Here is a 22,677-nt window from a genome sequence, read left to right as displayed (position 1 = left end):
GTGGGCCCCTGCCTGCTTCTTGATGCCACAAGCTACCGACCGCAATGGGCTTCGATAGCAGAAGTGATCTCCTGCCAATCCTGGAGATGAATTTCGTGGCCACCGCCTTCGAGCCGAATGAGCTTTGCTCCCTTGACGGTTCGTGCCAGCAATTCGCCGTGCTCAACGGGATAAATCGGATCAGCCGTTCCGTGTATGACAAGGAGCGGCGCGGCAAGTTCAGCCAGTTTGCTCCTTAAGGTCTGGCCGCCCTTCACCATGAAATGATTGGTAGCGCTGACGAAGTTTTGGGCCCGTTTGACGTCACGTTCAACAAAGGCGCGCGCCTGCCGTTCATCGTAAGGGTGCGCCGAACCGGCGATCATCTGGGTATCCTTGACGAGGAATTCGATCACCTGGGCATTGTCTGTCCAATCGACGTTCTCACCCGTCGCTGCGTGCTCCATGTAGGCGTCGGTAGTGTGGGGTAGAGCACTGGTATCAACGCCCACCGGCGTGGTGGAGATCAGTGTTAGTGTCTTGACGCGCTTCGGATTTGACAGTGCCGCGATCTGGGCGATCGTGCCGCCCAACGACATTCCGATCAGATTGGCGCGGTCGATGCCGTAGCCATCGAGTACCCTGATGGCGTCTTCGGCCATGTCGTCCATTGCATAGGGCGGTTCCCCCGGCGTGTAGATCGTCGAACGGCCGGTATCTCGATTGTCGTAGCGGATGACATAGAACTCGTGATCAGCAAGCTTTTGGCAGAATCCGTCCGGCCACCACAACATGGAAGCCATGGCGCCCATGATGAGCAGGAGCGGCTCATGCGCCGGATTGCCGAAAGCCTGAGTGGCAATCTCGACGTCGTCAAACTTGATCATACGTTCAGTCACTTGGCGGCATCCTTTATTGGCTTGGATGAGGCAGCGAAAATCGCAGGCCTTTGTATCTGCAGGCTTCCACGCGAACGCCACTCGACGTCTGCATGTTCCCTATCCTGTGGCTAAGGTGAGTGGTGCCGCATCGGGCATATTGAGTATGACGGTCCCCAAAAACCATTTTCGCGGCATAACGTGGTCCAAGCGGATTCAGGTCAGGGTTCCGGGGACGGAATATCGCCGGCACGTGGGATCTCCACATCGCTACTCTGCTAGGTCGGGATGACTATGTCTTCATCTCTGCTAATCTCGAACTTCAGGTTTCAGGGTCAGCCGCGACGGCGATGGATGGCACACGTTTTATGCTCGCAGACCAGAGTGATGCACACGTCTTGCAACGTGCCTTGATGTCGATCGATCAAATGACATGCACGCCGAGGGAGCGAAATCACCAGGCGTCAGATCTTTTGCTGAGGGATGTCTATTGATACCCATGCGTGGCGGTTCTCATCGTAAACCGCCTGCGATGGCTCCAAGTCTCGCTTCTCGTCGAAACAGCCAAGTGCGACTGCTGTTAAACCCGGCCTGAACTCCGGTTTCCAAAAAACGGTCGAACCGCATGTGGGACAAAAATGGAATTCGATCAGCTTCCCGCTATCACCCGATCTCCTGAAGGTCGAAGACAACCCAGTTTCCTCGGTTGTTTCCGATGCAAAAAAGACCCCTACCCCAAAGCTTGATCCTGTCCGGCGTTGACAAGCGGCGCAATGGCAGACGGAAATTTTTAGGGGGTTTCCACGTGCGATGATGGAAAGTGCACCACACGAGCATGAAGCTCTTCTTTCCACGTAGGACCCCACTCTGTTTGAAGCCTTGGCGCCGTTCGCAGCGACAGAGCTAATGGCGGCTATTTCGGCCACCCGCGCGGATAAACGATGTCTGCACGGACGGAAGAGGTTCGAAACATAGTGGCGTCGGAACATTCCGACGCCACATCAGCATTTCTGACGCCGTGTCAGTACCCACGTAATCTCAACTTGCTCGGGCGTGTCTTGCACGGACCGCAGTTGCCAGCGTCTGATGCGGCGAGGGTGAAAGAGCGTGATGATGGGTGACGCTGGCTGCAGCAGGATTGCGGATGTTACGCGCTCCTACGTTAAAGCGGGAGATCAGTCTGGATAGCGTGACGACTTCTTCCGCAAGTCTGCTGGTACTTGCGGTGGCCTCTTCAACCATCGCGGCATTCTGTTGCGTGACCTGGTCCATCTGATTGACGGCAGTGTTGACTTCGGCGAGACCGGTTGCCTGCTCCCTTGCCGCGGTCGCAATTGAGTGGACGTGATCGTTGATTTTGGTGACCTGTGTTTGGATCAGGCTCAAGGCGTCTCCTGTAGCGGTCACCAAGCTAACGCCGGTGCGTACCTCTCCGCTTGAACGGGTGATCAGTTCCTTGATGTCCTTTGCGGCGCGAGCAGAACGCTGAGCAAGCTCGCGAACCTCTTGCGCGACAACGGCGAAGCCCTTGCCGGCCTCACCCGCGCGGGCCGCTTCGACGCCTGCATTCAATGCAAGCAAGTTCGTTTGAAAGGCGATCTCGTCTATGACACTGATGATCTGACCAATCTCGCCGGAGGCCTGTTCAATAAGACCCATGGCGGCAACAGCATCACTGACCACCGCACTCGATTGATCTGTGCTTCGACGCGCTTCGCCAACCATGTGACTGGCTTCCGATGCTCGATCCGTAGAATTCTTAACCGCCGATGTGATCTCCTCAAGCGCTGCAGCGGTTTCCTCCAATGAAGCAGCCTGCTGTTCCGTTCGTTTGGACAAATCGCCGGCCGCATCGCTAAGTTCACCGGTCCCAGAATTGATTGTGTCGATCGCGGTACCGACTTCCGCTATAACCGTTCGAAGACCCACCATCGTCGCATTCACATTGCGCTTTAGCTCCCCGAAGGCCCCCTGAAATTCGCCTTCCATCTCCTCGGTGAGATTTCCCTCCGCCAGCGCCGCGATCACACGTTGGGTCTCACTGACGCCCCGATGAACAGACGTCACCAGCTCATTGACGCTTCCCGCGAAACGATTGAGGTCCAGACTATCATAAGTCGTCTCAATTCTTTTGGTGAAATCTCCCGCCACCGCCGCCGCAACCACCTTCGAAATATTTGATGAGAGGTCCGCGCTCTTAGCGTGCAGCGCAGTTTCCTGGGCGTTGAGATGGCGCATCCTAATGCCGTTCTGCTTGAACACTTCCACCGCACCCGCCATAGCGCCGATCTCGTCAGGTCGGCTGGCGAACGGTATGATTGTCTCAAGGTCGCCGTCGGCCAGTTGTTTCATACTGGTGGTCAACTTCCCGATTGGGCGAGCGATCGCCCTGGAACCAAAAATAGCTGACCCGATGAGGGTCATCACCACTAGACATCCCGCTCCGAGACTAACCTGCATCGCCAAGCTAGATGCTGTTGCCATCTGCTGACCTGCTTCGTCCGCTTTCCCTTTGGCCGCTGTTACACACTCGTCGAGCAACGATCCGATTTCATCGGCAATAGTCAGCAGCTTGACTTGAGCGGACCTTTCCGCGCTGGCAGCCTTGGAGCCGTCGGCTGAGTTGTCCAACTTCGCGTCGATAGCGGTTGAAAGCCCCCCGAACTCGGTCATCCACTGACTTGTCAATTCGGAGATCTTTGACACTCGATCCTTATTGGTCTGGAGCGTTATACTGGCGCTCGCGCTTGTCAGGTATTTGATGACCGACTCATGGCGCTTGGCGACATACTCGCGCGCCTTCGTCGCTTCGGCCGAGCTTTCCGCGAGGCGCAATTCCATCATTCCCATCATCATGCCGCGTAGCGACGCTTTCGCATCAACCAGGTCACGGGAAATGACCAATTGCATCCGGCCGAAATCGGAGCTCTTGCCGACCGAGGTGCCCCCGACCCAGACCGCCACCAGCAAGATCGCAACCATGAGAATGGCGGCTGCGGACATGGCGGTTAACTTGGCACTTATACGGGTAAAAAGTTTGGGCGGCATTTCGATGCTCCTTGGCGCACGGGACGACCGGCTCCCGGCTGCTGCGATTGGTCAACAAGCTGGACAAACGTGCTCCAGCTGCACTTTGCATTCGGGTTCCCAACACCAACTCCCACACGCAACGACGCTGTGGGTGGTTATTTAGAATTATAGTAATGAGCTTAAGTTTCTGTTGAGGCTGTGGGCGACGGTCTGTGGTGGGTTTTTCGCGGATCATCGAGGCATGCAAAAATCGGTCGATCGCCAGTTGCTACCGATTGAGCCGCGAGAGTGGGTTACGGTGCGCGCAACCGAACGGGGCACCTACAACCGTGCAGAATTGTGCCGCTTTGGCCGGCCGCTTCCACGCGCGCAGCCGATTGCCCCTACCGATGATGAGGGCGCCCGGTCAAACAGCGGGCGCCATCTTTTTATTTCCAGCTCGTATAATCGTCGGCGACGCAACCAAACGGCGCGCGACCCTGACCAAACCGCTTCTTCAGTTGCTCGCATCCCCACTCGTTCAACGGCGCTGGCATGAGATTGTTGATGTCCATGCCAGGCGATTGGAATGCTGTCGGGGAAGTCGTGATGTACCAGAGCCAGAAGCCGACCACACCGACGACCATCAGAAGCAACACACCGAAGAACAACTTCACCCGCTTCCAGATCGATACCGTCCTTTTGGTGTCTTCGATCAACACCGGAACGCTCTGATCGCGTTCTTGCTGATACGCGAAAGGTGCAAGAGCTGCGGTGCGTTCTTTATCCGTAAGCTCCACACGCTGCAGCCGATCGTCGAGAAGCACCGGCAGGGCAGTATTGCCGTGCCTCACGGCCAATCCGATCGCCTTGCCATTGGCTTCACCGACGATCAGAGGCTCCTCTCCATCCTTCATGCGCGTGTAAGCCGATCGCCCTGTTTTGTCGTCGGCAATCTTGTCGTTGTAGGTGATGGAAAGGACGCCGCGTTTGCGGTCGAATGCGGTGATCTCGACCGGGACAGGGGTCAGCATGGCAGGCCGAAGCAACTGGCCCTTGACCCGCCAAATGCGGATGGCGAGAAAAATCATCCCCAGGCCCATGCCGCCAAGCAGGACGGCAAACACAGTAAGCGTGATGATCCGGTTCCAGAGCATGTCCAGACCCAGGCTCATCGTCGCAAGTTCCGGGTGATCGGCTGATATCACCAGACCCGTTTCATAGTCGCCGGTATGGAAATCGACGAACATGACCTCGACTTCGGTATCGTAGTCTCGTCCACCGTAGCTGTAGACCAGGCGTGCCTCGCAATCGGTAAAGACTGCCTTGCGTGTCGTGCATCGCCCATTTTGCACGTCGCCATTTTCGAGCGTCAAAGGGTTCTGGCTGATCTGGAAATCGCGGATCACACCTGGTGCTTCCGAGACGAATAGAAAGCCAGCCAGTGCCAGGATAATGGGCGTTGACCAAAAGTAAGCATTCGGCGTGGAGATGACGTTGCGCGCCAACGAGAGCGGGCGACCAGGAAGAACAAGCGAAATCAAAGGCGTCGGCCCCCTCATATGTGACAGCCCCGTGGGCTGGCAAAGTTTCTGTCGGCGGCCCCCTATGCAGCAGTTCAAAACGCAACAACCTGCTTTGCGCATCTCAAGACGCGCGGCGCTGTAGCGGAACTGAAGCCATCCCAGCCGGCTCGCACAATCTCATTGTGCAAGACCGATCTAAAGCTTCAGGCGGTAGATCGGCAATCCCTTTCAGCGTGCGTGGGCATCATTGGCCCGTTGATCTTGTTGAAAACGTGCGCGCCGTGTTGGGAACGCGATCGAATGCCGCCCATACGGAACCAAATCATCGTCGAGCGGTTATATGACACCCTCCTCCTCGAAGAGCCGAGCGTCATGATGCGGATGTTATGCGGCCCGAAAGTTAGCCAGATGTTTAAGATCCTTGCCTGCGCAATCGCCGCTGCGACGGCGTCAATGCTCACGGCCGGCGCCGCCCACGCCGACGAATCCGCCTTCCTCAAAACACTGGCGGGAAATTGGAGCGGTAACGGTACGGTGAAAGTGCGAACAAACGCACCCACCATTAAAGTCACTTGCCGCTTCAAGTCGGACGCGAATGCAAGTTCCCTCGCACTCAATGGACGCTGCACCAGTCTCGTCGTTTTTTCCCGTGTCATCAGCGCTAACCTCAAGGCTAGCGGTGACAGCTACACCGGCTCCTACGTGGGCGCGGGCACCGGCACCGCGGGTCTAGGCGGAAAGCGCGCTGGTAATGCCATAAGCCTCGCGATCAAATGGGCAAAAGAGGTCAATGGCGACCGCCGTGCGCAGATGACGATCGAAAAAACCGGGGCATCGGGCATGCGCCTCACAACCGTCGATACCGACCCCGCTACAGGTCGATCGGTTGTTACGAGCCGCATTGACCTTCGTCGGAGCTGATATCTTTTTACATTCAAAGAGCCGTCGGCGTGCTAAAGGGTTGATAGAGAAGCCCCGAAGCTATAGTTTCGCCTTCGCAAATCGCTGAACGACACAAGGAAATAGTTATCTCATGCCGACAGGTACCGTTAAATTCTTCAATGACGACAAGGGCTTCGGCTTCATCACCCCTGAGGGTGGCGGGCAGGACGTTTTTGTTCACGTGTCTGCGCTGCAGAGCGGCGGGTCGCTCCGCGAAGGCGACAAGGTCAGCTTCGAAGTTGGACAAGATCGCAAGACCGGAAAATCGAAGGCTGAGAACGTCTCGACTCTCTGATCAAAAATGGCCCAACCTGCATTGAGCGGGTTGGGCTCATCATTACGAGCCGCAGGCGCGAATGCCTTCGTACTCTACAGCGCGGCGCGATTTTTCATATTCGCTCTTCGCGCTTTAGGTTTTTGTGCGCATGTCGTTGTCGGAAAACCGCTGCACAGTTGCGCGGTATGCTTTAAGCCGAAACGCCGCCAATCGAGGTCTGGGCGTGTCGTTTAACGTCAGCACCTTGGAAATTCCGAATAGTGACGACCCTCACGCCAGCGCAGTCGCGGCAAACTGAGCATTTTGTCTCTGAGAAAAGGATGTTCCACGCATTCGCTTTAGACAATGCGAGGAGTTCATCACGGCGAAGAGCCCATCACACCCCTGATAGAATGCTTTCCGCGGCCTTCTCGGCAATCATGATCACCGGCGAGTTGGTATTGCCCGACACGATTGTCGGCATGATCGAGGCATCGACCACCCGCAGTTTCGCCAGCCCATGCAACCGCAATTGCGAATCAACAACCGCCATCGTGTCGCTGCCCATCTTGCAGGTGCCGACCGGATGGAAGATCGTCGTGGCGATATCGCCGACACGACGGATCAGGTCCTCGTCGGTCCGGTATTCCGTGCCCGGCAACATCTCCTGCGGCCGGTACTTGGCGATGGCACCGGCCTCCATGAGCCGGCGGGCGTGCCGGATCGATTTCGTCGCAACCATCCGGTCGCCGACGGTCGAAAGATAATTCGGGCGTATTTCCGGCGCCACCGAAAGGTTCGGGCCGCTAACATGCACGCTCCCCCGGCTCTCCGGCCGCAGATTGCAGACGGAGACGGTGACGGCGGGATATTTGTGCAGCGGCTCGCCGAGCCGGTCGGTGCTCAAGGGCTGCACGTGATATTCGAGATCGGCGGTCGCAACAGCCGGATCGCTCTTGGCAAAGATACCGAGCTGGCTCGGCGCCATCGACAGAGGCCCGGACCGGCGCAGCATATATTCAAGCCCCATGCCCGCGCGGGTGAACAGGTTGTGATAGAGCTGGTTCAGCGTCTTTGCGCCCTCGATGCGGAAGACCGTGCGGATTTGCAGATGATCCTGCAGGTTTTCGCCGACACCTGGAAGTTCGTGGACGACGTCCAGCCCAGCAGCCGACAACACATCCGGTCGACCGATCCCGGAAAGCTCAAGGATTTTCGGCGAATTGATCGCACCGGCAGACAGAATGACCTCGCGACCGGCGCGAGCCAGATGACTCCGTCCGTTCAGCCGGAACCGCACGCCGGTCACCATTCTGCCCTCGAATTCCATCCGCTCGGTTTCGGCGCCGGTCAGCACACGCAGATTGGGCCGCTTCATCGCCGGGCGCAAGAAGGCCTTGGTCGTGTTCCAGCGCAGGCCGCCGCGCTGGTTGACCTCGAAATAGCCCGAGCCTTCATTGTCGCCATCGTTAAAATCGTCGGTCTTCGGGATGCCGAGTTCTTCGGCGGCATCGCGAAAGGCATCGAGGATCGGCCAGGACAGCCGCTGCTTTTCCACCCGCCATTCGCCGCCTGCCCCGTGCATTGGCGACTGGCCACGATAGTTGTCCTCGGATTTCAGGAAATAGGGCAGCACGTCGTCCCAGCCCCAGCCGGAATTACCCGCCTGCCGCCAGCCGTCGTAATCGGCCGCCTGGCCGCGCATGTAGATCATGCCGTTGATCGACGAACAGCCGCCCAGCACTTTTCCACGCGGATAGGGCAGTGACCGACCGTTCAGTCCGGCCTCCGCCGCCGTCCTCATCATCCAATCGGTGCGCGGATTGCCCATGCAGTAGAGATAGCCGATCGGTACATGCACCCAATGGTACCGGTCGCTGCCGCCGGCTTCGAGCAGCAGGACGCGGGTTTTCGGATCGGCCGATAGCCGGTTGGCCAGAACGCATCCCGCCGATCCCGCGCCGACGATGATGATGTCGTAGCTTCCCGCATCAATGGCTGCATCATTCACACGAATATTCACGCCGCTGCCCCCGCTGCCGCCGGGGGGACCGCCGTCAGACGCCGCCAGAGCGGTGCCATCGCTTCGGCGATATCCTGATAGAGAGCGTAGCGCCGCGCGTAATGCGCCTCAAGCGAGACATCCGGACGATAAAGCCTCTCGGTCCGGACCATGGCCGCAGCACCAGCGCCGAAGTCCGCGAAAATGCCGACGCCGGTTCCAGCCGCAATCGCCGCTCCCAGCGCACCGGTTTCACGCGAGCGGGCAACGCTGACCGGAACGCCGAGCACATCGGCAAAGATCTGCGGCCAGATCAGGCTGCGCGAGCCGCCGCCGGAGAGCACCGCTTCGTTGAACACCGCGCCGGCCTTTCGGATCGTCTCGATGTGCTGGCGATGACCGAAGGCGACCCCTTCGAGAAGCGCGCGAACGAGATGCCCCTTGGTGTGCCAACCGGCAATGCCATAGAAGCCGGCGCGTGCGCGGCCGTCCTGCTGGGCGCCATAGAGATAGGGATGGTAGAGCGGGTCGTCTGCCGTGGGCTCGATCGCCCCGGCCAGCGCGCAGCAGGCATCGAAGGGCGACACGCCTTCCGCATGCTCGCCTTCGAAGAACTCCCGCACCAGCCATTCGAGATTGGCCGCCGAGGTGGCGCTGTTTTCCATCGCCATGTAGCGGCTGCGATCGAAGGTCGAGGACATGAAGACCGGCCCGTCGAGGTCGGGACTATCGATAACGACCTGGTTGATGCTCCAGGTGCCGGCAATGATCGAGGCGCTGCCGGTGCGCGAAACGCCCGAGCCGAGCGCCGAGGCGACAACGTCGAAGAGCCCGCCGACCACAGGCGTCCCGGCGGCGAGCCCGGTTTGCGCCGCCACCTCTTCCGTTACCGTGCCGGCAATGTCGGCGCTTTCGATGAGCGGCGGCAACAGGTCCATGCAATCGCCCAGCCCATAGGCCTCCATCAGTGCCTTGTCGTAGCGGCGCGCGGCAAGATCGAGCAGACCGGCCCCCGACATGTCGGATACCTCGCTGACGCGGCGGCCAGTCAGGCGGTTGACGACGAAATCCTTGGAGAAGAACACCGTACCGATGCGGTTGAACAGGTCCGACCGGTGACGCTTCAGCCAGGCAAGCAATGTCGGCGTCTGGGATGGCCACGGGCGCTGGCGGGCAATCGGATAGGTCCGGTCTCCAACGCCGGCTTCTCGCCATTCATCGACCAGCCCGGCCGCCCGTGTGTCGAGCGACTGGATGCCGATGAGCGGAGCGCCGTCGCGATCAAGCGCATAGAGACCGTTGCCATGCCCGGCGCAACCGATCGCGGCAATTTCCTCCGGCTGGATCTCTGCCTTTTCGATGCAAGCGCGGATAACCTGCCGTGCATTCGTCCAGAGTTCGTCCAGACCCCGCTCGACATGCCCCGGGCTCGGCATGCGGCTGTGTCCTTCTTCGGACGCAGCTGCGATCTCCTTGCCCGCCCGGTCGAAAATCACCGCCTTGATGACGGTGTTTCCGGCGTCGAGCCCCAAAAGATAGTTTCCCATGCAGAACCCTCCCAAGGTTCGAGATCGCTGCTCAACCCTGCTGATAGAGCGCAATGGCCTGTTCGCCGCTCGCATCCTCGTGCACGATCGCCATCAGCCCACGCACCACCGCACTCGGATTGGCGTGCTGATAGATGTTGCGCCCATAAACCATGCCCATTGCGCCCTGTCGCATCAAGGCGGCGGATTTGTCGAAGACGGCACGAAGATCTTCCTTGCCGCCACCGCGCACCAGAACCGGGCAACGGGCTGCTTCCACCACTCTATGGAAATCCTCGGCATTGGTGGTCGGATCCGCCTTGACGATGTCCGCCCCCATCTCGCGGGCAAGCCGCGTCAACGTAACGATCTTGTCTGCATCGCCGTCTACCATGTAGCCACCCTTTTCGGTGACCGGCTGCATCACCAGCGGCTCGATCATCAGCGGCATGCCATACTTGTCGCAATCGGCCCGCACCCGGGAAATGTTCTGCACGCATTGGCGGAACAGGTCCGGCTCGTCCGGCAGCATGAACAGGTTGACGACGACGCAGGCCGCATCCATTTCGATCGCGCCGATCAGCGGCTCGGCCTCGTTCTGCAGCACCGCCCACATGTCGCGATGGCGGATCCGGTTATAGGGATTGCCCATGTCGATGCGCATGACCAGAGCCGGCTTGTCCTTGCCGGACACGTCCTGCAGCAGTTCCGCCTGGCCGTAATTCATCTGGATGGCATCCGGCCCGGCAGAAACCAGCGCCTTGACGACGGCCTGAATATCCTCCAGCCCGTTGAGGAAGGACGGTTCGTTGCACACGCCGTGATCGATCGCCACGTCGAGGCAACGGCCGCCGCCGAACAGCCGGTTCATCCGGACTTTGCTGTTGTGTCGCATTCTATGCTCCTTGGTTCGTTCCTTGCGGAAAGCATGTCTTCGTCGACGCCGTGACGTTCGGTGAGAAGGGTGAGAAAACGCTCGCGCTCACGGGTGCGATGCGCGAGCGTCCAGTGCTTTTCCTGCGTCAGCAGGTCGAGCACAGCATCCATCATGTCGAGCGAAAGCTCGCCAGAAACAGCCAGCGTCGTGCGCCGCAAAAGCAGGTCGTCGAGATGTTCCACCGCTTCACAGCGGATCAGGAACTGCAATTCGCGCATCGAGTAGCCGGCGTGCGGCAGCGCGGCATCGGGGCCTGCCGCGATGAAACCGGCAATCGTCTCCGCATCCGTACCGTATCGGGCAAACAGCTCGCCCATGCGTGGGCCGGAGAGGCCCTTGCTGGCTGCCACCTGCGTTAGCCAAGCGGGCGCGTTGGCGGGGAATGACCGCCCGCCGCCGATCGGCCGATCGGTTGTCTGAACGCGGCGGCGCCTGCCTAGCCTTTCCAAAGACATGTCGGCCGCCAGTTCCCCGAAGGACCGGAATGTCGTCCACTTGCCGCCGATCATGCACAGAACCGGTGGACCACCCTCGGAAGGCTCCAGCACGGTGCAGAAATGATCGCGGGGAATGCGCCCTGTAAAACTGTCGGTGCTGGCCGGCAGCGGCCGCACGCCGGAAAACTGGAAAACGATCTGTTCCGGCCGGATGACGATATCAGGCAGCACGAAGGCGAGCGATTGCAGGATATAATTCCGCTCGTCTGCCTCGCAGCGCACCGTTTCCGGATCATCGACACGGATATCGGTGGAACCAACGAGAACCTTGCCGAGATAGGGAAACAGGATACAGATGCGCCCGTCCTCGTTCTCATAGTAGATCATGTGATCGGCGAGCGCGTCGCGCAGCTCTGCATTGTCGACGATCAGATGCGAGCCCTTGGTGCCGCCCATCAGTGGAGCCGGCCGCGCTTCCGGCGAAAACAGGGTCTGATTGGCGATGTCGATCCAGCCGCCGGTGGCGTTGATGATCAGCGCCGGTTCAACGGCAACGGACGCACCGCCGATCTGGTCTTCGACACGGTACTGACCATCCTCTGTCAGCCGCAGTTCCGCATAGTTCAGCGCCATTGCCCCGAACTTTGCTGACAGACCGTCCTGTAGAAGCTCGATGCCCAGCCGCTCCGGATGGCTGACCCAGGCGTCGAAATAGGTGGCGGAACTCTTGATGTCGGGATTGAGCGCCGGCCACTTGGCAAGCGTCGTGCGGCGGCCGCGAAACTGGTGGTGCGGCATCAATGCCCGCTTGCGGGTCAGGAAATCATAGATGCTCAGGCCTGCCTTGATGGCGATAGCGCCACGCCGGCTCGGGCGGCGGCTGAGACCCAGGAAGCGGACGATGCCATTGCCGAGGCCGGAAAAGATATCGAACACCGGCACCGTCGTCGGCAGCGGCGCGACGTAGTGTGGCGCATTGCGCAGCAGCCGATCCCGCTCGACCAGCGATTCCTGCACCAGCTTGAATTCGCCGTTTTCAAGATAGCGAAGCCCGCCATGCACCATGCGCGACAGCGCCGAACTGGCCCCGGAGCAATAGTCGTGTTTCTCGACGAGCAGCACGTTCAGCCCCTGGAGCGACAGCTCCCGAAAGACGCTGATGCCGTTGATGCCGCCGCCGATGACACACACGTCCACCTTCGGGCTCCGGCGGAGCCCGTCCAATATCTCTTGCCGTTTCATGATGGCGATCCGCTACCTGTCCATGTCAGTCAGTTTCGCCGCTATGGCCGTATCGATGGCCGCAAGCTCGGCCGCATTCAGCCGGATGGTCCCGGCCCGCGCATTATCGAGCGCTTGTGCCGGATTGCGCGCCCCGCAAAGTGCAAAAGTGATGCCAGGCTGTGCCAGCGTCCAGGCAATCACGATCTGGGCGATGCTGGCGCCGTGTTTTTCGGCGACCGGCCGGATGGCGTCGGCCAGCGCCGTTGCCTTCCGGCGGTTGTCGACTGAAAAGCGCGGATTGCCCTTGCGCTGGTCGTCGCCGGAAAACACGCGGTCAGGACCGATGGTCCCGGACAGCAACCCCAGCGCCAGCGACGAATAGCTCAGCGTCGCAATGCCGTTGGCCTTTGTCAGCGGCAGAAGTTCCGCCTCGATTTCCCGGTCGATCATGCTGAACCGCTCCTGGATCGCATCGAGACCACCGGCAGCGATATAGCCATTGAGGTCGTCGGGGCTGACATTGCTTGCGCCGATTGCCCGGATCTTGCCCGATGAGCGCAGGTCTTGCAGCGCCCGCATCGTTTCCTCGATCGGGGTCGTCGGGTCCTGCCAATGAGTGATGTAGAGGTCGATATAGTCGGTTCCGAGCCGCCTAAGACTTTCCTCGACCTCGTGCAGGATCGCGTCGCGGCCGAGATAACGGTGGACCGGCTTGCCGTCCTGGTCGAAGAAATGACGGCCCTTCTGCGTATGCCAGACAAGGCCGCATTTGGTGGCGATAACAGCCTTGTCTCGGCGCCCGGTCAGTGCCTTGCCGACGATCTCCTCGGAACGTCCGAGCCCATAGGCCGGCGCCGTGTCGATTAGCGTCACGCCGGCATCGAGCGATGCCTGGATTGCGGCGATGGATTCGGCCTCATCGGTCCCACCCCACATCCAGCCGCCGATCGCCCAGGTGCCGAGCCCCACCGCCGAGGCGGAAACGCCCGATCTGCCGATCTCACGTGTCAGTTGCTGTTCGCTCATGCCCATTTTCCTTCACCATTCGCCAGTGCCAGCACGCGGGCACCCGTCGCCTCATCGGTCACCAACGTATCGAGATGATTGCCGCGCAGAACACTGAGGATGGGACCTGCCTTGTTCGGCCCGCTCGCCACACCGATCTTGGTGGGGATCGAGGCGAATTCCGCCAGCGTCAGCGACACCAGCGAACGGTTGAGGCTGTAGTCGCAGACCTGGCCATGATCATCGAGCAGATGCGCCAGCAATTCGCAGGAGGCGCCGGACCGCTCGATCGCGGCGCGGTCGGTGCTCGAGGATGGATGGAGGTCGTAATAGCTCGAATCGTCCGAGAGGATCGAGCCGATGCCGACCACCGCCACCTTCGCCTCGCGCGCCCGTTTGAAAACGTCTGCAACGGAACGCATGTTGATCAGCATCGCCCGCTGCTCGGCATCATCGGCAAAGAGGGGCGCATGGATCTGGTAGGAACGCCCCCCAAGCCGGTCGGCCATCAAGGTCGAGACATGATTGACGTCGGTATAGTGTTTACCCTGCACGCAGCCAGTTGCTGGAATGACCTCGACATCAAAACGACGCGGCGGCTGCAGACCGGCAACGACGGCGCTCACCCCTTTGCCGCCGGTGATGCAGATCGTATCGCCGTCGGTGATCTCTTCCAGCAGCAACCTTGCTGCCGCTTCGCCGACGGCTTGAAGTGCCGTCTGCGGATTGTCGGACACTGTCGGCACCACCACGGCGCGGCCGATACCGCCAAGCGCTTGTAGCCGTTCTTCCATATCGACCAGCGGCTCGACCGGCGACTTGATCTTGATCTCGACCAGACCGAGCTGGCGGCCGCGCTTGATCAGCCGGTTGACGGTGGCGTGCGAGATGCCAAGCTGATCGGCAATCTGCGCCTGCGTCAGCCCTTCGAGGAAATGCAGCACCAGAGCCTGGTGCATCTGCCGGGCGATGACGATTTCCTCGCGCGGCGCATTTGCGGGTTTGAGCTTGGCTATCGGCATATCAGGCAGCCTTCCGCTTGTGCAGGAAATGATCGATCGAGACGGCGGCAAGCAGAATGCAGCCTTTGATCATGTCTTGCCAATAGACAGACACGTCGAGCAAGATCAATGAGCTTGTTACGACCGACAGCAGGGCAATGCCGAGAATAGCCCCAAGGATCGTGCCGGAACCGCCATTCAGCGACGCACCGCCAATCACAGCGGCTGCGATTATGTTGAGTTCCATGCCGACACCAAAGGTCGGGGTCGCGGCACCGAAGCGAGACATGTAGATGACCCCGGCAACACCGGACAGTGTGGCGCAGAGCACCGTCACCCAGAACTTCACCTGGTTGGTCTTGATACCGGAATAGAGCGCCGCCTTCTCGTTGCTGCCGGTGTAGAACACCTTGCGGAAGGCGGTTGCCCGGCGCAGCAGGAAATCGAACAGCACGACAACCGCAACAAAAATCAGGATCACATAGGGGACGCCATAGAATGTGCCCTGCCCGACCGCCTTGAACGAGGGCGGCAAGGTGAACAGCGACAGCGGCGTTCCCTTGGTGATGATCAGGCAGATACCACGCACGATGACCATCGCCGCAAGCGAGGTGATGAAGTGGTTGAGCCCGACGACCGTGACGAAGAAGCCCATGGCACAGCCGATCAGGCCGCTGGCAAGAATGCCGATCAGAGATGCGCTCCACGGATCGAGCCCCATCAGGAACAGTGAACCCGACAGCACCATCGAGAAGCAGACGACCGAGCCGACCGACAGGTCGATGCCGCCGACGATCAACAGGATGGTCATGCCGACGACGACGATCCCTTCCACCGAGAACGACATCAGCATCGCCCGGAAGTTGCCGAGCGTCAGAAAATGCGGCGAGGCAAAACTCATGACGATGCAGAGCGCCAGGATGATCGCGATCAGTCCCGCCTCGCGCATCGTCCCCAGCCGTTTCCAGCCGGGCGCGCGTGCCTGATGTGCCGTTGCCAATGTAGCGTCCGCCATGACCCTGTCTCCTGCCCCTGCTTTTTCCCTATGCGGCATGCTCTGATGCCTTTGAATTGTTGTGACCGCCGATACCCGAGGCGAGCCGCATGATCGCTTCCTCCGTCATCGCCTCGCCCTCGACCTCGCCTGCAACCGTACCTTCGTGGATGACCAGCACCCGATCGCACAGACCGAGAAGCTCCGGCAGTTCCGACGAGATGACGACGATGCCGATGCCGGAGCGCGCGAGATCGCGCAGCAGCCGGTGGATTTCCGATTTGGCGCCGACATCGATGCCGCGGGTCGGCTCATCCATCAGGATGACCTTGGGATCGACCGCCAGTTGCTTGGCAATCGCCACCTTCTGCTGGTTTCCGCCCGACAGCGACGAGACCGGCATGTCGATGCCACCCATCCGCACGCCGAGCCGCCGGACCAGGTTGTGGGCACGATCCGCCTCGGCCTTGGAATTCAACAGTCCCAGTGGCCCGGTCAGCGATTTCAAATCGAGAACGGCAATGTTCTGGGCAATGGAAAGATCGAGGAATATGCCGGAGCCTTTCCGGTCTTCCGACAGATAGACGACGCCCGCCTGCGCTGCCTGCGCATAGGAGCGCGCCCGCAGCCGCTGTCCGTGCAGCTGCACCTCGCCGTCGATTACCGGACGCAATCCGCAAATTCCTTCGGCTATCTCGGTGCGGCCCGAGCCGATCAGCCCGCCGACGCCGAGAATTTCCCCTTTGCGCAGGTCGAAGTTCACATCCGTGAAGCGGCTGCCGTCACCGAGATCGCGAACGCTCAGAATGACCTCATCGGTCCGCTCCGCCGGCGCCTGCTTTTCCGGATAGAGCTGGGTGATCTCGCGCCCGACCATGCGGCGCACAACATCATCCGGCGTCACGTCCGCCACCTTCTCCGTCGAGACATAACGGCCATCGCGAAACACGGTGACCCGGTCGCACAGGCTGAAGATTTCGGCCATGCGGTGGCTGATATAGATGATCGAAATACCCTGCGCCTTGAGGTCGCGGATGATTGCGAACAGGACCTGCGTCTCCGATTCCGTCAAAGCCGCCGTCGGTTCGTCGAAGATCAGCACCCGACAATCGAGCGTCAGCGCCTTGGCGATCTCGACAAGCTGCTGGCTGGAAATCGACAAGTCGCCGACTTTGCGGCGCACGTCGATCGGCGCCAGACGGTTCATCACGACCTGCGCATCCCGCTCCAGCCGGCCATAATTCATGAAAGGCGAGCGGCGGCGGTTGGTCGCGGCCATGAACATGTTCTCGGCCACCGTCGCATCGGGGCAGAGCGCGATTTCCTGATGCACGAGGCCAAGCCCGAGCGATTGCGCCACGGCCGGCGACGTCACTTTTACCGGCGCGCCATCGACGAGAACATCCCCCTCGGTCGGCTGCAGCACGCCGGCAATGATGTTCATCAGCGTCGACTTGCCCGCGCCGTTTTCGCCGCAAAGCGCATGAACCTCGCCCTTCTCCAGGCTGAAGCTCACCTCCGTCAACGCCTTCACCGCACCGAAGTGCTTGCTGACATTGCGGATTTCCAAAACCGGCACCGACGCCATCATCGTCTCCACCTCCCGCTCGCGGTGGCTGTCCGGAGTTTCCTGCCCCCGGACAGCCGGCACAAAAGCTTACTCCTCGATGCCTTTGGTGCCCCGCCGCTTCAGATACTTGTCCCAGTAGAAATCGTCGGCATTGGCAGCCGTGACGATCGACAAGCCGTTGTCGACGAACGGAATGCTCATCGGATTGAAGCCGACGCGCTTGGCGTCGTTCATCGGGTCGATGAGTTCCGGATGCTTGGCAAGCCACAGGAGCATGAAGCCCATGTAACCCTGCATGCCCTGGTTCGGGTTGATCGAGCCGAACACTTCGCCCGCCTTGATCATGTCGAGAATGTTGGCGTTGACGTCGGCGCACATCACGAGGATCTTGCCGCCGCTTTCCTTATTGGCCTGCGAAGCGCCGATGGCCGAATTCGCTTCCGGCATGAAGACGGCGCCAATGTTCGGATGTGCCTGCACCAAGCTCATCAGACCCTGATAAGCCTTGTTCGGGTCCTGGTTGGACGCAGCGCGGCCGACCAGCTTCATATCCGGATATTTTTCCTCCATACGGGCGATGAAGGCGGCGATACGCTTGTCGTGGTTGTCCTGGCCCGGATTTTCGAGAACGGCATACTCACCCTTGCCACCCATCTTTTCGGCAATCGCGTCGGCCGCATAGGTGCCTTCGCGGGTATTGTCCGACGTGACGAACGAGATGCGCTTGGAAAGCGGCGCATCGGCTGCGAATGTCACGACCGCCGTGCCCTGGTCGATCGCCCGGTTGATCGGCTCGATGAACGGGTCGGAGTTCATCGGGTGAACGAGAATACCGGCCGGGTTCTGGGCCAGCGCCTGGTCGAAAGTGGCGATCTGCTTGTTGACGTCATATTCGGGCGTGCCGGTATAGGCAGTCTCGCAACCGAGCTGCTGACCGGCCTGCTTGAACATTTCATAGACCGGGAACCAATATTCGACGCCCGATACCATGACGTTCATGACGTATTTTTCACCCGGCTTGCAGCGAAACGGATTTTCCGTGTCCGCGCTGGCCGCGCCGGCGAAAAGCGTCGATGCAAGGACCGCCAATGCGGTCGTGCTTAGAAATTTGCGCAAGTTTCCTCCTCGAGGCCGAAGCCCCTCCCAAATATCCGGCGGCGCCTCAGCGGCTGCCGATGATCCATTGAAGACCGGAATTCCTCCTCGAAGTCCGGTATGGGTAGATAATCGCAACAGCTGCGCGCTGTCAATATAATTCACACCGTGAAATATATTTCAGAGCTATCCACCGATATGGCGATCGAAGGGTTCATGCCGGTCGTTTGGCGACCGGCGATGCCGCCCTGTTCGGGAAACGACCCAAGTCGCAGCACTGCCGCTTTTCCCCATGCCATGGAGACGCTATCTTGGGTTTTATGCAATTCCGGGCGGAAATTCGCTGAGCACTTCGGTGGAATTGCTCTACAGCCGATTGGCGCGCAATAGGGCGTCATGGAAGCATGACGATCTATGCTTCCGCCTGACGTGGCTATACGGGCTGGCCGCGATCGCTTGGAAGGCAACCGGAATCTTTGCAAGTATTTTGGGCGTCACCTCGATCAGGCGATGTTCAGCAGCCCGACCAGGCAAAGCCCGAGAGCCCCCAGCGCCAACAGCGACAGCGCCGCCGCTGCGAGGACACGACCGCCGGTATGGGCGACGGATCTGACATCGACGGAGAGGCCCAAAGCCGCCATGGCGGTGACGGTGAAGGCGGCGGAGACCGCCGCCATCCCGGGCAGCAGCGGCGCCGGGATCGCGTCGAGGGAACGAAGCGTCGCCATGGCTGCAAAACCGAGGATGAACCATGGGAGAACATGACGCAGATTGACTGCAGAGCCGCCAGCGCGGCGGCCATGAACCACACCGAGCAGAAGGATGACGGGCCCGAGCATCATCACGCGGATCAGTTTGACGAGCGTGCCGACCTGGGTGCTGACGGCTCCGGCAGAGGCCGTGGCCGCCAAGACCTGCGGGACGGCATAGGCTGTCAGTCCTGCGAAAACGCCATATTGTACGGCACTTAGATTCAAGAGCAGATGAAGAAGCGGCAGCGTCAGCACTGCCCCGATGCCGAGCAGCGCGGTAAGGGCTATCGAGGCGGCGATATCGTCCGGTTTGGCGCCGATCACCGGCGCTGCGGCGGCAATTGCTGAATTGCCGCAGATCGAGTTGCCGCAAGCAACCAACGTCGCCAGGCTGGCCGACAGCCCGAAGAGCCGCCCGATAACAAAGCTGCCGACCAAAGACAGAGCAACCAGAACGGCAATTCCGCCGACAAGCGGCAGTCCGGCCTGCCTGATGGCAGCCGTGCTGAGCGAGGCGCCGAGCAACACGACCGCAATCTCGAGCAGTGTCTTGGCGGTGAACTGGATGCCGGGAATAAACGTCTGCGGCAGGCAGATCGAGGAGCGCACGGCAATGCCGATCAGAATGGCGAGCACGAGGCTCTCGATCCAATGCGAGCCGAAAACCATCATCTGCAGCTGCTCAATGAGATACGCAGAAAGCGTGACTACCGCACACAGGACAAGCCCCGGCAAGACGGCGGGAAGCGACAGGGAACGTGAGGCGGAAACGATCATCGGCAAGACCTTGCGGAGGACTGTAATCTCCCACACTCAATTGTCGACTTGAATAGTATCGCATGATTCATTCGGTAAAATCGAACGATTGAATCATGACATTTGAACAGCTTTCCATTTTTGTCGCGGTTGCGGAACGTGAGCATCTGACCAAGGCCGCCTTTGCGATCGGGCTTACGCCATCGGCCGTCAGCTCGGCTATCCGCAATCTCGAGACCTCCTATGGTGTCGAGCTTTTCCATCGCGTCGGACGCCGCATAGAGCTGACATATGAAGGGCGAGTGTTTCTGGGGGAGGCTAGAGCGACGCTGGCGCGCGCAAAGGCCGCAGCCCTCGTCCTGTCCGATCTCGGCGGCTTGCAAAAGGGTGAACTGGTCGTTTTTGCGAGCCAGACGATCGCAAGCTACTGGCTACCGGCGATGCTGATGCGTTTCAAGATCCGCTACCCGGGCATCGACTTGAAGCTGATGATTGGCAACACGACCACGGCGGCAAAAGCGGTTCTCGATGGATTGGCCGAAGTCGGTTTCGTCGAAGGCAACGTTGATGAGCCGGCGCTGCATGTTCAGCCGCTTGCCGAGGACGAACTCCTTGTCGTCGTCGGTCCGCGCCACCCTTGGGCGCGAGGCAAACCAATTGCACCGGCAGAGCTGGTTTCGGGCACAAAATGGGTCATGCGGGAAAAGGGGTCCGGAACCCGATCGGCTTTCGAGGCGGCGATTTCCAATCTCGGCATAGACCCCGGAGACCTGGCTGTCGCGCTGCAACTGCCATCGAACGAGGCGGTCATATCAGCAGCAAGAGAGGGCCTCTGCGCGACGGTCGTCTCAGGTACCGTGGCCGCACCGCTCTTGACGCAGGGGCTGCTGGTAAAGGCGCGCTTCCCCCTGCCGTCCCGCCAATTTGCAATCCTGCGGCATAATCAAAGGCACTCCAGTCGTGCCTCGCTGGCCCTGGAAACCATTTGCTGCGAGGACAAAGCGGCCGAAGTTCAGAATTGGGATGATTGGGCGCTCTAGGCGTCTGATCCTCCGCGCCGGCGGCTTGACATCAGCATTGTTAAGGCAGAAGCCGCACTCGGCCACGCATGCGCGGCTGCTTTGCGAGGATGCCAAAGATGACACCCAAGACTGGCGTAGCCAATGCCGGAAACCTGATCATGACTGGCGTCCTACTGATGCTGCTCGGCGATCTGCTTTTTGCGCTGAACGATGCAATGGGCAAGTGGCTGGTCGCGAGCTTTGCCGTCGGCCAGGTGCTGGTGATCCGCTCGGTCGGCGCCTTCATCGTGCTCGGGCCAATGATCCTGCGGCAAGGGCCGCTGGCCTTGTTCCGCGTCGAGCAGAAGGGCCTGCAGTTCATCCGTGTTTTCATGGCGACCTGCGATGTCGCCCTATTCTACGCTGCCGTCGCCTATCTGCCGCTCGCAGACGTCATGACCTTCTATATGGCTGGGCCGATCTACATTGCGGCGCTCTCGCATTTCTTTCTCGGAGAGAAGATCGGCTGGCGCCGGTGGCTCGCCGTTCTTATCGGCTTTGCCGGCGTCGTCATCGCGCTACGTCCGTCCACGGCGATGCTGTCGCTTCCATCGCTCTTCGGCCTTGCCGGCAGCCTTGCCTTTGCGCTGTCGCTGGTGATGAGCCGTTATCTGCGCTCGACCAGCGACACGACGCTGGTGACATGGCAAACGATCGCCGCGCTCGTCACCGGCATCGCCTTGAGCATCAATCACTGGCAGCCGGCAACGCTCATCGATTGGTCCGGCATGCTGCTGCTCGGCATCGTTGCCACCTGCGCGCATCTACTCATCACCCGCTCGCTAAAGCTCGCACCGGCATCGCTGCTCGCGCCGCTGCAATATACGCTGCTACTCTGGGCGATCATCCTCGGCTACCTGTTCTTCAACGATGTTCCCGACACGCAGATCATCGTCGGGGCCGCAATCATCGTCGTTGCGGGGCTCTTTATCTTTCACCGGAAGAATTTGAAAGAGACGTTACCGGCTGAAGCGGTCCCGCCCGACGGTCATTGAGGACTGATTCTCGCGGAGAGATAAGTCGCGCTAACCCCCTCTTTTGATCCACCCATGGATTAGGTAACAATTCCATTCAGCCGCGGCGGCGAAGAACTCGGCATGATCTGCAGGCAGTTCGTCACCTTGCTGTCACAGCCGCCGAACTGGATGTCAGTCGAGCCGCTTCCAAGGGATTCGTCCGTGACTGTGGGAACGACGAGCAGCGGGCCGACGCCGAGGGTGACATCTCCATGCTTCGGGAGGATGAAGAGCTCCATCAGCGTGAGGTCACCGAGCCCCGTGAAATATCCGCTTGGAACGTCGGGGGACGTCGCGATCGGGAGTGTAAAGCGAAGAAGCTGCAGCAGCCCGAACATGTCCGAGGGGATGAGACCGCGCAGCAGAAACTGGTTCGCCTCGGGCTCTTCCGGCGTGTCGATGAAGATCGGAATGTAATCGTCCTGAAGGTTGATGGTGATCTACGGCGTCAGCGGGTTGTTGGCCTCGTTGACCCCGTCGTGCGCTTCCTGGGCACCGGCCGGGGAAGCCAATCCCAGCAGAGTAGCGGCAATGCTGGAGCATGCGGGCGCACGGACACCTCCTCTGTCGACCGCAGGCACTCCAGCACGAAACTGCATTCGGCCACAGGCTGTAACGGTTACCGCGATCTGCAAGGCGGGCAGTGCCGTACGAATGTTACAGTAACATTCTCGATTTTTGCGGTTGACCGGCGCGAGAATGAACCGAGGC

20 protein-coding genes are annotated in these 22,677 nt (G+C 60.2%); 4 read left to right on the top strand and 16 right to left on the bottom strand.

Features of this window, described 5'->3' with window-relative positions; translation table 11 throughout:
• Nucleotides 1-32: 32 nt before the first annotated feature.
• From AC244Q_RS28205 to AC244Q_RS28190, 4 genes are all read right to left on the bottom strand, one after another.
• Nucleotides 33-878: an alpha/beta fold hydrolase gene (locus tag AC244Q_RS28205; protein WP_128406915.1), complete on the bottom strand. Its 846-nt coding sequence runs from the start codon at nucleotides 876-878 to the stop codon at nucleotides 33-35.
• A 443-nt stretch (nucleotides 879-1,321) separates the two neighbouring features.
• Nucleotides 1,322-1,711, bottom strand: a complete 390-nt coding sequence (locus tag AC244Q_RS28200; protein ID WP_012755513.1) for a GFA family protein — start codon at nucleotides 1,709-1,711, stop codon at nucleotides 1,322-1,324.
• A gap of 184 nt (nucleotides 1,712-1,895) precedes the next feature.
• The gene (locus tag AC244Q_RS28195; RefSeq protein WP_128406914.1) at nucleotides 1,896-3,905 is read right to left on the bottom strand and encodes a methyl-accepting chemotaxis protein; all 2,010 of its coding nucleotides are present in this window, start codon (nucleotides 3,903-3,905) and stop codon (nucleotides 1,896-1,898) included.
• Nucleotides 3,906-4,315: 410 nt separating this feature from the next.
• On the bottom strand, nucleotides 4,316-5,428 hold the full coding sequence (locus AC244Q_RS28190) for a hypothetical protein (RefSeq protein WP_197725697.1): 1,113 nt from the start codon (nucleotides 5,426-5,428) through the stop codon (nucleotides 4,316-4,318).
• A gap of 264 nt (nucleotides 5,429-5,692) precedes the next feature.
• On the opposite strand from AC244Q_RS28190, the gene AC244Q_RS28185 reads away from it, so the two are divergent.
• Complete coding sequence (locus AC244Q_RS28185; protein ID WP_012755510.1) at nucleotides 5,693-6,313, top strand: hypothetical protein; 621 nt, start codon at nucleotides 5,693-5,695, stop codon at nucleotides 6,311-6,313.
• 112 nt (nucleotides 6,314-6,425) lie between these two features.
• Nucleotides 6,426-6,629, top strand: coding sequence for a cold-shock protein (locus AC244Q_RS28180; protein ID WP_003550088.1), 204 nt, complete (start codon nucleotides 6,426-6,428; stop codon nucleotides 6,627-6,629).
• A gap of 358 nt (nucleotides 6,630-6,987) precedes the next feature.
• Here AC244Q_RS28180 and AC244Q_RS28175 read toward each other — a convergent pair whose 3' ends face one another.
• From AC244Q_RS28175 to AC244Q_RS28125, 11 genes are all read right to left on the bottom strand, one after another.
• The gene (locus tag AC244Q_RS28175; protein WP_128406912.1) at nucleotides 6,988-8,613 is read right to left on the bottom strand and encodes a GMC family oxidoreductase; all 1,626 of its coding nucleotides are present in this window, start codon (nucleotides 8,611-8,613) and stop codon (nucleotides 6,988-6,990) included.
• Nucleotides 8,610-10,139 carry an FGGY-family carbohydrate kinase gene (locus AC244Q_RS28170; RefSeq protein ID WP_128406911.1) on the bottom strand — a complete coding sequence of 510 codons (1,530 nt, stop codon included), beginning with the start codon at nucleotides 10,137-10,139 and terminating at the stop codon, nucleotides 8,610-8,612. The genes AC244Q_RS28175 and AC244Q_RS28170 overlap by 4 nt, the downstream gene beginning before the upstream one ends.
• A gap of 31 nt (nucleotides 10,140-10,170) precedes the next feature.
• Nucleotides 10,171-11,013, bottom strand: a complete 843-nt coding sequence (locus AC244Q_RS28165) for a class I fructose-bisphosphate aldolase (RefSeq protein ID WP_128406910.1) — start codon at nucleotides 11,011-11,013, stop codon at nucleotides 10,171-10,173.
• Nucleotides 10,986-12,734 carry a glycerol-3-phosphate dehydrogenase/oxidase gene (locus AC244Q_RS28160; protein WP_128406909.1) on the bottom strand — a complete coding sequence of 583 codons (1,749 nt, stop codon included), beginning with the start codon at nucleotides 12,732-12,734 and terminating at the stop codon, nucleotides 10,986-10,988. The genes AC244Q_RS28165 and AC244Q_RS28160 overlap by 28 nt, the downstream gene beginning before the upstream one ends.
• 12 nt (nucleotides 12,735-12,746) lie before the next feature.
• Nucleotides 12,747-13,742, bottom strand: coding sequence for an aldo/keto reductase (locus AC244Q_RS28155; protein WP_128406908.1), 996 nt, complete (start codon nucleotides 13,740-13,742; stop codon nucleotides 12,747-12,749).
• A complete protein-coding gene (locus tag AC244Q_RS28150; protein WP_003562674.1) occupies nucleotides 13,739-14,743 on the bottom strand; it encodes a sugar-binding transcriptional regulator in 1,005 nt (334 codons plus the stop codon). The genes AC244Q_RS28155 and AC244Q_RS28150 overlap by 4 nt, the downstream gene beginning before the upstream one ends.
• Nucleotide 14,744: 1 nt before the next feature.
• Nucleotides 14,745-15,737 carry an ABC transporter permease gene (locus AC244Q_RS28145; RefSeq protein WP_003562677.1) on the bottom strand — a complete coding sequence of 331 codons (993 nt, stop codon included), beginning with the start codon at nucleotides 15,735-15,737 and terminating at the stop codon, nucleotides 14,745-14,747.
• 28 nt (nucleotides 15,738-15,765) lie between these two features.
• Nucleotides 15,766-17,304 (bottom strand): sugar ABC transporter ATP-binding protein, encoded by a 1,539-nt coding sequence (locus AC244Q_RS28140; RefSeq protein WP_128406936.1) that lies wholly within the window; start codon nucleotides 17,302-17,304, stop codon nucleotides 15,766-15,768.
• 69 nt (nucleotides 17,305-17,373) lie between these two features.
• On the bottom strand, nucleotides 17,374-18,402 hold the full coding sequence (locus AC244Q_RS28135; protein ID WP_128406907.1) for a substrate-binding domain-containing protein: 1,029 nt from the start codon (nucleotides 18,400-18,402) through the stop codon (nucleotides 17,374-17,376).
• A gap of 140 nt (nucleotides 18,403-18,542) precedes the next feature.
• Nucleotides 18,543-18,680, bottom strand: coding sequence for a hypothetical protein (locus AC244Q_RS28130; RefSeq protein ID WP_164902327.1), 138 nt, complete (start codon nucleotides 18,678-18,680; stop codon nucleotides 18,543-18,545).
• A 204-nt stretch (nucleotides 18,681-18,884) separates the two neighbouring features.
• Nucleotides 18,885-19,946 (bottom strand): YeiH family protein, encoded by a 1,062-nt coding sequence (locus AC244Q_RS28125; protein ID WP_128406906.1) that lies wholly within the window; start codon nucleotides 19,944-19,946, stop codon nucleotides 18,885-18,887.
• A 59-nt stretch (nucleotides 19,947-20,005) separates the two neighbouring features.
• On the opposite strand from AC244Q_RS28125, the gene AC244Q_RS28120 reads away from it, so the two are divergent.
• Both AC244Q_RS28120 and AC244Q_RS28115 read left to right on the top strand, forming a co-directional pair.
• A complete protein-coding gene (locus tag AC244Q_RS28120) occupies nucleotides 20,006-20,929 on the top strand; it encodes a LysR family transcriptional regulator (RefSeq protein ID WP_128406905.1) in 924 nt (307 codons plus the stop codon).
• Between the two features lie 98 nt (nucleotides 20,930-21,027).
• A complete protein-coding gene (locus AC244Q_RS28115) occupies nucleotides 21,028-21,945 on the top strand; it encodes a DMT family transporter (protein ID WP_003562686.1) in 918 nt (305 codons plus the stop codon).
• A gap of 59 nt (nucleotides 21,946-22,004) precedes the next feature.
• Here AC244Q_RS28115 and AC244Q_RS28110 read toward each other — a convergent pair whose 3' ends face one another.
• A complete protein-coding gene (locus tag AC244Q_RS28110; RefSeq protein WP_348630298.1) occupies nucleotides 22,005-22,304 on the bottom strand; it encodes a hypothetical protein in 300 nt (99 codons plus the stop codon).
• Nucleotides 22,305-22,677: the final 373 nt, after the last annotated feature.

It is taken from the genome of Rhizobium sp. CB2179, assembly GCF_057653455.1.
The sequence above is the reverse complement of the archived record's forward strand: the minus strand, read 5'-3'. Positions and strand labels throughout refer to the sequence as shown.